Genomic DNA, 10,133 nt, shown 5'->3' with positions numbered 1-10,133 from the left:
GTTACTTCTCTGGATAGCGCACACCGGTTCCACCTAAGCCACAATATCCTGCAGGATTTTTTTGCAGGTAGTCTTGGTGGTATTCTTCGGCGCGGCTGTAGTTGCGTAATTCCGCGATTTCGGTGGTAATTCGGCCAAAACCTTGAGCTTGTAACGCCTGTTGATAGAGCGTCCGGCTGGCGTGTGCTAACTGCTTTTCCGCTTCGGTACGGTAATAGATGGCACTGCGATAATTGCTGCCGACATCATTTCCTTGGCGGTCACCTTGTGTGGGATTGTGATTTTCCCAAAAATGCGCTAATAAGGTTTCCAACGAAACCTGTTCTGGGTGGTAGGTGACCTTAATGACTTCAGCGTGGTTACGCTGTTCAGCCAACCCCATTTTTAAGGCTTTTTCTAGCCCAAGTACTTCTTGATAGGTCGCGTTCTGAGTCTCGCCACCGGCATACCCGGATTCCACATCGGCGACGCCGAGTATTTCACTTAAGCGTTTTTCTGCACCCCAAAAGCAGCCCATGCCAAAGACGATAAACGGTAAGTCGCTTGATTGTTCAGTCATCATTGCGCCGCCTGCAGTTGTTTTAAATCTTTAAGGATGTCGGCGACGTGTTTTTGTGGGTCGACATTACGGTAGATGCGGGCAATTTTGCCAGTTGGGTCAATGATAAAACTGTGACGGCGAGCAAACTTCACGACCCCAAGATTGAGAATGGCATCATACTGAGCGGCAACCTTGCCATTTTCATCAGCAAGTAAGCTAAACGGTAACTTGAATTTTTCCGAAAAGTCTTTGTGGCTGGCAACCGAATCCACACTAACCCCTAATATGACCGCCTGTTGGGCAATCAGGTGGTTGATGTTGTCACGAAAACTACAGGCTTCGGTGGTGCAGCCCGGTGTGTCGTTTTTGGGATAAAAATACAACACCACCCACTTACCCAGTTGGTCTTCTAAGCTGACCATTTTTTGATGTTGGTCTTGTAGACTAAAGCTGGGTGCTGTGTCGCCAATTTGCAGTGCGGCATTTGCGTGTGGCGTTAGCAATAAGCCGATTAGATAGCAAGCTGAGAGAAACAAATTTTTGAGTTTACGCATTTTTTATTCTTCCTTATAACGAGACTGATCAGAGAGGTTGACCAGTAACCACCAAGCCCCGATTTTTAATAGAATCGGTACAGCGGCATACAACAATAACAAAATTACTTGTGGGATAAAATGATTGTTTTGCGCCCAATCCAATAGTGGAAAGCTGATCCCGATCGCCAACGCCAGTGATAGCTTAGTGAGCATTCCCCAAATACCAAAAAGAAGGCCGCTGGTCGGTAATTTTTCGGACAAGACATCTTGCGTTAGGTCTGCTTGAATCGAGGTTGGCATCGCGATGTCGATGCCCAAGCTCAGTCCGGTCAAGATACAGATAAACAAAAAGCCAAGCCAGTCACCGGCTTGTAAGGTAAAGACGCCAATAAAGCTTAAGCTGGCAAGCAACATCGACGCTTGCCAGATTTCGTATTTATTGAAAAATTGCGCCAGCTTGAACCAGACCGGTAGCGCAACGATTCCGGCTATGAAATAGGTCAATAAAAATAGGCCAGTGTATTCGCTCAATTCGAGGTAGTCACTGACAAAAATCATAAACAGCGTCGCCGGAATGGCATTCGCTAAATTATTGGTGAAGTAGCTTGGCATAATCGAAAAGACTAGGCGGTGTTCACGCCACAGCTTGCTAAGGACATACAGCAGGCTGGGGGCTTTTACCGAATGTGACTCTTCTTCTAATTGTTCTATAACGCGGTCTTGGCGCAGAAAAAAGAGGCTAAGTGCGCCAATTATTGCCGAAACCAACAAAAGCAAAAATACCAGTTGATAGAACATCTCGCTGTTGGCATCCAGCCCCAGTAGTGCCGGTAAAATGATGACCACCATCACCCCAAGAATGGCAAAGGCTTCGCGATAGCTGGCCAGTCGTGTTTTTTGCAAACTTTCGCTGGAGATTTCCGCGTTCATCGCTTGATGCGGGACTTGAGTCAAGGTCCAGCCTAAATAGGTAATAAAACTCCAGATAAATAAGTAGCCCCAGCCAGGGTTGTTGCTTGGAAAAAATAGCTGATAAGTGCCGCCTGATAAAAACACAATACCTAAAATGATTTGCCATTGTCGCTGCAAAAATCGCGATGGATGCAGTTTTAAGCGGTCGCTTAGCCAGCCGATAAAAGGATCGGTTAAGACATCAAACAAACGTGCGGCCAGTAAGGCGCTGCCGATTAAGGCAAGGCTCATCGAAAAGCTTTGGTGATAGTAGTTGGGCAAATAAAGGTAGAGTGGAATGCCAAGCAAAGCGAGGGGAAAGCCGAGCATTCCGTAATGCAGCGCATTGCGATGCTGTAGAGACAGGCTGAGTGGGGGGATGTTATGGGGTGTTGGCATGGCGTTTAGTCCGTATTTTTAGAGGCCTGCCAGTTGTCTGGTAACGCCAATTTACGATTGATTTTGCTTAAAATCCAGCCTAGGACTGGAATTTTTGAATAGAGATTTTTAGCCGGATTCCAGTAGTCAATGTGTGAATAAATCAAGCCGTTCTGGTTGATTAATATTTTGCTCATACCATCAAACTGTTGCGATTGACCTTTGTAGACAAAATGAAATTGCCAATAAAGGTAGGCCGTATGCATAGAGGGATTGCCAAGTGCGCAGTCGCTGACGATGAATTTGGGTTGTTGCACGGTGGCGAACATATGTGCGAATAATTGTAAGGTTCGCGTTTTGCCGTGAAGTTGATTGAATGGGTCTTCAAAATAGATGTCTTCTGCCAAAAGTGGTGCCAGTTCGCTATAGATGGAGGCCTGCGTTAATTGCCCGAATGCTTTGGCATAGGCTGCGACGATTTCGGTTGAGTGTTCCGCGTTTGGTATAAAAGTTTTCGTCATGCGAGTTGTCCTTAAAGCATCTTTTTGGTGATAGCTTGGCTCCAGCCTTTCGGTAGGCGTTTGAGTGATGCCAGAAGCAAACTTAATCCAAACGGAAAGCGTAATTCAAAGCGTTTTGCTGGTTTTTGTAAGAAAGCAAAGATTTTATCAGCGGCCTGCTCGGGGCTCATTAAGCCGGGCATGGCAAAGTCGTTTTTGGCAGTCAGGCGGGTTTTAACAAAGCCGTGATTAATCACCTGCAAAGAAATTTGCTGTTGAGCCAATTCAGGTTGTAAAGATTCGGCTAAATTCAGCAAGGCTGCTTTAGGCGCGGAGTAGCCGCCGCCATACGGCAGACCAAAATCGGCTGAAAGACTGATGTTCCACAGCCAGCGCATTGGGTTTTGGTGTTGCTGTTGCTGTTGCAGTTGTTGCAAAGGAATCATCGCTTTCACCGCCCCTAAATAATTACTTTGTAACATTAGATTAAAGGTTGCCAAATCCCAGGCATCGCTGCGCATTGGCTGATAAGCGCCGACATTGTAAAACCAGATATCCAGCCCCTCAAAAGCGTGCCAAGCTTGTTGACAAGCCGAGGTTAAATCCGCGTCCTGAATATCGCAATCGAGTTGTATGAGTTGTTGTGGATAGCGCTGCTGCAAGCTTAATAGATCGGCATTCTTGGTTGCATTGCGTGCAGAAGCGATAACTCGATACCCATGTTGCAATAGGCGTTGAGTTAATGCCAAGCCTATTCCCTGTGAAGCCCCCAATAACCAGATGCGTTGAGACGTTGTGGACGTTGGTTGCATTGCACTCTCCAAAGTAGCTAGGAATAACTTTTTTACGATTTTGCATCCATATTGGATGCTCTTGCGTAAATAAAAACGAGTCAATCATTAAGGTTGATCCAAGTTTATCGGTAGGGCAACTCTGACTTGAATTGGCTGATTGTTACTCATTTGGCTGAGCGGTTTGCTTTTTGCGATATTGATGGCTGCAAAAAAGTGGCTCAGCCTTTTTTAAATTCAGGAGTTCGCAGAATTATTTTGCGGAGCCCAAAAAAAATTTAGCCTTATTTGTACAATAAATTTGAAATTGTGTAAAGGTTTTGTATAAATTATAAAAAAGCTTATACAATAAAACAATTGAACTGGAAGAGTAATGTCGCAAAATCAATCGTCAACGAGCATAAACGTTAAAAGTGCTAATCAATCGCCACAAAAAATTGCGGTTATCGGCAGTGGCATCAGCGGTTTGAGCAGTGCTTGGTTCTTAAGCCAATCGCATCAAGTCACTTTGTATGAGAAAGACACTAAGTTAGGCGGCCATACGAATACCAAAACAGTTCAAGTGGAAGGTCGTCAGCAAGCGGTCGATACCGGTTTTATTGTTTTTAATACGCCAAATTATCCGCATTTGACGGCAATGTTTAAGCATTTGAATATTGTTACCGAAGATACCGAAATGAGTTTTTCGGCATCTATTGACGGCGGTAAAGTGGAGTATTCCGGTAATAACCTGAATACCCTGTTTGCGCAACGCCGCAATTTGCTGTCAATGGCGCACTGGAAGATGATTGGCGAAATTTTGCGTTTCAATAAACAGGCCAAAAAAGATTTGAATGCGGCGCAGCCGACCACGTTAAGTTTAGGCGAATACTTAGAAACGCATCGTTTTAGCGAGCGTATGCGTAGTCACTATTTATTGCCGATGGCGGCAGCCATTTGGTCTTGTCCAGTCAAAACGATGATGGCCTTCCCAGCAATGAGTTTTCTGCGCTTTTTTGAAAATCATGGCTTATTGAATATTGAAGACCGTCCGCAATGGGAAACGGTTACCGGCGGTTCGCAAAAGTATATTGATGCGATTTTGGCCGAAGCAGACTTTCAGATTCAGTTAAATAGCCCAGTCACCAGTGTGACTAAAACTGCTGAGGGTTTATTGGTTAAGAGCGCTCAGGGCGAGGCTCTTTATGACCACGTGATTTTTGCTTCGCACGGCGATCAAACTTGGCAAATGTTAGATGATTCATTACGCACTACCTTTGAATGTATGCGTCATTTTAAATATCAACAGAACATCGCTTATTTGCATCGTGACGAATTGTTGATGCCGCAACGCAAGCTAGCTTGGGCCAGTTGGAACTATCTGCGTGATACCAGCAGCGAAGAAAATAATGTGGCGGTGACGTATTGGATGAACTTATTGCAAAACTTTGATTTGGAAACGCCGATCCTGGTTACCCTTAATCCGTTGCAAGCGCCTGCGGAAGACAAAACTTATGAGCGTATTGTTTATCAACATCCTGTTTTTGATCAGGCAGCAATGGACGCCCAAGTGACTTTGCAGCAATTGCAAGGTCAGCATAATTGTTGGTTTGCGGGCGCTTATACTGGCTACGGCTTCCATGAAGATGGTTTGCGCAGTGGTGTTAATATCGCACGCTTATGGCAACAACCTCTACCGTGGGACGCAGCGGATGCGCAAGCGGTTACGGCGTAAAAGTGGACGAGCAGATGAACGATTTGAATGACGCAAAGCCTTCGGCAATTTATTTGGGAACGGTGATGCACCAGCGGTTTTTTCCAGTGCAATATCGTTTTAATTACCGGGTGATGAGTCTGCGGATTAATGTTGATACGATTGAGCAAGAAATCGAACAAGGGGCTTTAGGTTATTTTTCATTGAATCGCTTCAATCTGTATAGCGTTTATTTTAAAGATTTTGGCGCACGTGACGGCAAACCTTGGCGTCCATGGTTAGAAGGGTTATTGCGTGAATACGGTGTTGAGCAAAGGCCGGCACGTATCGAGTTGGTCTGCTCCCCTCGTTTTATGGGGATTGTTTTTAATCCGCTGGCAATGTGGTATGCCTATAACGCCGAGCAGAAGCTGATTGCGGTCATCGGTGAAGTCAGCAATACCTTTGGTCAGTGGCATCATTATGTGCTAACCAACAAAGATGGTGCTTTAAGTGCGCTAGACGGGTGCAAAAAATTGCAAGCACAGGCCGATAAGGTATTTCATGTTTCGCCTTTTATCGACATGGATTGCGTGTATCAATTTCGTTTACAAGCGCCCAGCGAGCAGTTTCAGTTGGGCATTTATCAGCATCAACAAGGCAAGAAAATGTTGGTGGCAACCCAGGCGGCTAAAGCTGTTGCTTTGACGCGCAAAAATCTGTTTAAAGCGGCATTGGCAATGCCGTTTAATAGTTTAAAAGTCCTCACTATGATTCATTGGTGGGCGCTTAAAATCTGGCTAAAAGGTGGGAAATTTCGTACCACGCCAAAGGCCTTAAAAAATACTAATTACTCTCATACGGAGATGCGGCTATGTTAAGAAATTCAACGACCAGTAAATCGCTCGTAAGTGTATTACTTGAAAAAATGATTGCCCCGTCTTGGGTGCATTACGCTTTACTTAAACTGCCTTTTGACCAACTACGCTGTGGAAGTTTAACCTTGACGTTTGGTGAGCGTAGCCACCGTTTTGAAGGAACAGAGGCCGGACCGCACGCGGAGTTAATTATTAAACAACCTTTTAGAGCTTATTGGTTATTGAAAACACAAGGCGAGTTAGGTTTTGTGCAGGCGTATTACGAGAGCGCGGTAGAGACGACGTCGCTGTATCATTTATTGAAATTGGCGCACCTCAATCAAGACTGTTTGGATGGGCTTTTAGCAAACCGCATCGGTAATTTAGTGCAACTTTGGCAACATCGTAAACGTCATAATTCATTACAAAACTCGAAGCAGAATATCTCTTACCATTATGACTTGGGTAATGACTTTTATCGTTTGTGGCTTGACCCGAGTATGACTTATTCCAGCGCTCTTTACGAAGGCCAAGCGCTCTCTTTGCAAGAGGCACAAGCTCGAAAGAATCAGCGTATCTTGGACGAGCTGCAGCTTGAGGGCGGTGAAAGTCTGTTAGAAATTGGCTGTGGATGGGGTGGTTTTATGCAAGCGGCCTTGGAAAATGGCACGCAGATTAAAGGTCTGACATTGTCCGCTGAACAGCGAGAGTATGCATTGCAGCGTTTGGCCTCGTTTGATGCAGCGCGTTATGAAATTGCCTTACAGGATTACCGCCTAGAAGCGCAGCAGTATGATCATGTCGTCTCGATCGAAATGTTTGAGGCAGTCGGTAAAGAATATTGGCAAAGTTATTTTGAGACGTTGCAGAAAACGCTAAAACAGACAGGTAAAGCGGTGTTGCAGATTATTACCATTGCGGATGATAAGGCCGACTCTTATCAGTCTAGCGTCGATTTTATTCAAGCGTATATTTTCCCAGGCGGATTGCTGCCGAGTGTTCAGCAGTTGCACCAGTTGGCGGATGAGTACGGCTTTAAAGTAGAAAATTGTTTGGATTTTGGCCAAGACTATGGAACCACTTGCCAATTATGGAAACAGAGTTTTAACCAGCACAGCGAACAGCTAAAACAGATGGGTTATGATCGTGCTTTCCAACGTATTTGGAACTACTACTTAGATTACTGTACGGTCGGTTTTGAGAGTGGGCATATTTCGGTTAACCAACTCACTTTAGTGCATAAATAGGACTGGCAAGATGTGGTGTCAAACAATACGTCGTTTAACGAAACTCCCAGTGTTGGCGGTGGTTTTTTCGGCTTTTGCCGTGTTAAGTGGTTGCAGTAGTGTGCAAATTGATGAGTACAGCGGGCAGACGCCAAAGTTGGATATTTTTGACTATTTTGCCGGAACCACTTATGCACAAGGGCAGTTTCAGGACCGCAGCGGTAAGGTGTTGCGCCGTTTTACTGTGCAGATGCTTGGCACCATTGAGGGTAAAGAGCTGGTTTTAGATGAACATTTTCTGTATGACGATGGCGAAAAGCAGCGTCGTGTGTGGCGAATTACTGATTTAGGTAACGGCGATTATCGCGGGCGTGCTGATGATGTGATTGGGGAAGCACAAGGTCGAAGTGCCGGCAATGCCTTGCAGTGGCGTTACGTGCTGGATTTGCCTTACAAGGATGGCACAATTGCCGTCAACTTTAATGATTGGATGTGGTTGCAAACCGAGCAGACTATGTTCAATCGTGCTGTCGTCAGTAAGTTTGGTTTTCAGGTCGGTGAAGTGACTCTGTTTTTTCATAAAAAACCACTGTAATGCGGTTGTCTGCTCAGGAGAAAACAATGTTTTTAACGTCTAAAATGTCCCGTTTTTATGCGGTTATGGGGTTAATGGCTGCGTTGATTCAACCTAGTTGGGCGCAGCCGAGTCCATCTGTGACAGGGATTACGTTGGATGAATCCGTTTTAGCGGCTTTACCGCTGCGCTCGCAAGCCACTGCGACATGGTTGTTTATTGACGTCTACAAAGCCGCGCTCTATGCGCCGCAAACCAGCAAAGCGCAGAGTATTTTGGATGACAGTACACCGCTCAAATTAAAATTATGTTATCTGCACAAAATTACCAAAGATGAATTTGTTGAAGCAGCTTCAAAAGCCTTGCCAGCTAAATTAACGCCGTCTTTGCAAAGCGCGGTAAACGGTTTACACCAAGCCTATCGAGATGTGAAGCCTGACGATTGTTATCAGTTGAGCTACTCCGCACAACAAGGCGTGGTTTTGAGTTTGAATGATGTTCCGGTTTATCAGGACAAAACCCCCGGCTTTAAAGCGCTCTACTTTGGCATTTGGCTCGGCAAAGAACCGCTATCCGAAACCGTTAAAGAGACGCTGTTAGAACCGCTATAAATTCATTTTTCGCCCTACTATATAAAAAATAATAAGAGAAAATTTATGGCCAAGACCACTTTAGTTTGGCTGCAGCGCGAACTGCGATTAAGCCATTTTCCCGCTTTAGAAAAAGCAATCGCGCATTCTGAACGTGTTGCATTGGTGTATTTTCACGACCCAAAGCACAGCATTGGTGATGCGAATAGCATCTGGTTGGCACAGGCATTACAGTCCTTGAAAAACCAAATGCGTTCTAAAAAAGCCGACTTGTTAATTTTCAGTGGTGATTTTGCCACTTGCTTTGCTGACGCTTTACAGCAGGTACAAGCACAACAAGTGTTTTACAGTTTTCAAGTGGGCGAACCTTTCGCCAGCCTGCAAAATCAGGCGCTGAATATTTGTCAGGCACAGAAGATTGCCTTACAGCCGTTCTTTTCGGAATTTTGGTTTGATCCAGGCGTGGTGCTTAACCAGCAGAAAAATCCTTATGTGGTTTTTACGCCTTTCTATAAAGCGGCGCTAAGCAAGTTAGCCCTTTTAGAACCCTTTAATGAGACCGTTACCCATCAACCTGATGACTGGCAAAAATTAGCTTGGCCGCAACTGCGTGCGCAGGGTTTGGATAAGATTCCGGAAGATTTATTGCAGTTGCAAGCGCAGTCTTGGGCGCAGAAAATTCTTAAATATTGGACGGTCAGTGAACAGGGTGCTTGGGAGAAGTTGGACTTCTTTATCCGCCATAATCTACAAGATTATACCGAAGATCGTGATTTTCCAGCGATCGAAGCGACTAGCGTGTTATCGCCGTATCTGCATTTTGGACAAATTTCCAGTCGAGCAATCTATTTTGAACTTTTAGCGCGTAGCGAAAGTGAGCCCGCGCTCAACTATCAGCCGTGGGTTCGCCAATTATTGTGGCGTGAATTTGCCCGTCTGTTAATGTGGTTTTTTCCGTATACCGAAAAAACACCGTTTCAGGAGAAATTTAATGCTATGCCTTGGCAGAGCGATGCCGAATTTATCCGTGCTTGGCAGCAAGGACAAACTGGGATTCCGATTATTGATGCCGGTATGCGCCAGCTGTGGGAAACAGGGTATATGCACAACCGAGTGCGGATGGTGGTGGCGTCTTTGTTGACTAAGGATTTAAACCAGAGCTGGTTGCATGGTTTACAGTGGTTTGCGGATACCTTAGTGGATGCCGATCCGGCCAATAATACCATGGGCTGGCAGTGGGTTGCTGGCTGCGGTGTCGATGCCGCGCCTTATTATCGCCTCTTTAATCCATTGCGTCAGAGCGAGCGTTTTGATGCGGAAGGGGATTATATTCGTCAGTGGGTTCCAGAAATTAAAGCGCTTTCCAAAAAAGCGATTCACGCCCCTTGGCTGCATCAAGCAGAATGTCGAATGAAAGGCATTGAGTTAGGTCGGGATTATCCACTGCCAGTGGTGGATTTAAGTGAGAGCCGTAGTCAACATCTTCAGCGTGTTGAACACCTGAAACAGGTATGAGG

11 protein-coding genes are annotated in these 10,133 nt (G+C 45.4%); 6 read left to right on the top strand and 5 right to left on the bottom strand.

The genetic code is table 11. The features are described from left to right. Nucleotide 1: 1 nt before the first annotated feature. Genes msrA through HRR27_RS10995 form a run of 5 tightly spaced genes read right to left on the bottom strand, consistent with a single transcriptional unit; the run spans nt 2 to nt 3,718 of the window. Complete coding sequence (msrA, locus tag HRR27_RS11015; RefSeq protein ID WP_173273787.1) at nt 2–562, bottom strand: peptide-methionine (S)-S-oxide reductase MsrA; 561 nt, start codon at nt 560–562, stop codon at nt 2–4. Then, nucleotides 559–1,095, bottom strand: a complete 537-nt coding sequence (locus HRR27_RS11010; protein ID WP_173273785.1) for a peroxiredoxin — start codon at nt 1,093–1,095, stop codon at nt 559–561. Before HRR27_RS11010 ends, msrA begins: the two co-directional genes overlap by 4 nt. 3 nt (nt 1,096–1,098) lie before the next feature. Next, nucleotides 1,099–2,427: an MFS transporter gene (locus tag HRR27_RS11005; protein ID WP_173273783.1), complete on the bottom strand. Its 1,329-nt coding sequence runs from the start codon at nt 2,425–2,427 to the stop codon at nt 1,099–1,101. Between the two features lie 5 nt (nt 2,428–2,432). Beyond that, nucleotides 2,433–2,927 carry a nuclear transport factor 2 family protein gene (locus HRR27_RS11000; RefSeq protein WP_173273781.1) on the bottom strand — a complete coding sequence of 165 codons (495 nt, stop codon included), beginning with the start codon at nt 2,925–2,927 and terminating at the stop codon, nt 2,433–2,435. Nucleotides 2,928–2,938: 11 nt separating this feature from the next. After that, entirely contained in the window at nt 2,939–3,718 is a 780-nt protein-coding gene (locus HRR27_RS10995) for an SDR family NAD(P)-dependent oxidoreductase (protein ID WP_173273779.1), read from the bottom strand. 352 nt (nt 3,719–4,070) lie between these two features. Between HRR27_RS10995 and HRR27_RS10990 the strand changes: the two genes are divergently transcribed. Genes HRR27_RS10990 through HRR27_RS10965 form a run of 6 tightly spaced genes read left to right on the top strand, consistent with a single transcriptional unit; the run spans nt 4,071 to nt 10,131 of the window. Further along, nucleotides 4,071–5,411: an NAD(P)/FAD-dependent oxidoreductase gene (locus HRR27_RS10990; RefSeq protein ID WP_173273777.1), complete on the top strand. Its 1,341-nt coding sequence runs from the start codon at nt 4,071–4,073 to the stop codon at nt 5,409–5,411. Further along, nucleotides 5,357–6,250, top strand: coding sequence for a DUF1365 domain-containing protein (locus HRR27_RS10985; protein ID WP_243830832.1), 894 nt, complete (start codon nt 5,357–5,359; stop codon nt 6,248–6,250). Before HRR27_RS10990 ends, HRR27_RS10985 begins: the two co-directional genes overlap by 55 nt. Continuing rightward, nucleotides 6,244–7,473: an SAM-dependent methyltransferase gene (locus HRR27_RS10980; RefSeq protein WP_173273775.1), complete on the top strand. Its 1,230-nt coding sequence runs from the start codon at nt 6,244–6,246 to the stop codon at nt 7,471–7,473. Before HRR27_RS10985 ends, HRR27_RS10980 begins: the two co-directional genes overlap by 7 nt. A 10-nt stretch (nt 7,474–7,483) precedes the next feature. Next, nucleotides 7,484–8,047: a DUF3833 domain-containing protein gene (locus HRR27_RS10975; protein ID WP_173273773.1), complete on the top strand. Its 564-nt coding sequence runs from the start codon at nt 7,484–7,486 to the stop codon at nt 8,045–8,047. A gap of 26 nt (nt 8,048–8,073) precedes the next feature. After that, nucleotides 8,074–8,637, top strand: coding sequence for a chalcone isomerase family protein (locus HRR27_RS10970; RefSeq protein ID WP_173273772.1), 564 nt, complete (start codon nt 8,074–8,076; stop codon nt 8,635–8,637). A gap of 45 nt (nt 8,638–8,682) precedes the next feature. Then, a complete protein-coding gene (locus HRR27_RS10965) occupies nt 8,683–10,131 on the top strand; it encodes a cryptochrome/photolyase family protein (RefSeq protein ID WP_173273770.1) in 1,449 nt (482 codons plus the stop codon). Nucleotides 10,132–10,133 lie beyond the last annotated feature (2 nt).

This window comes from Thiosulfatimonas sediminis, from assembly GCF_011398355.1.
Classification (GTDB): Bacteria; Pseudomonadota; Gammaproteobacteria; order Thiomicrospirales; family Thiomicrospiraceae; genus Thiomicrorhabdus; species Thiomicrorhabdus sediminis_A.
The sequence above is the reverse complement of the archived record's forward strand: the minus strand, read 5'-3'. Positions and strand labels throughout refer to the sequence as shown.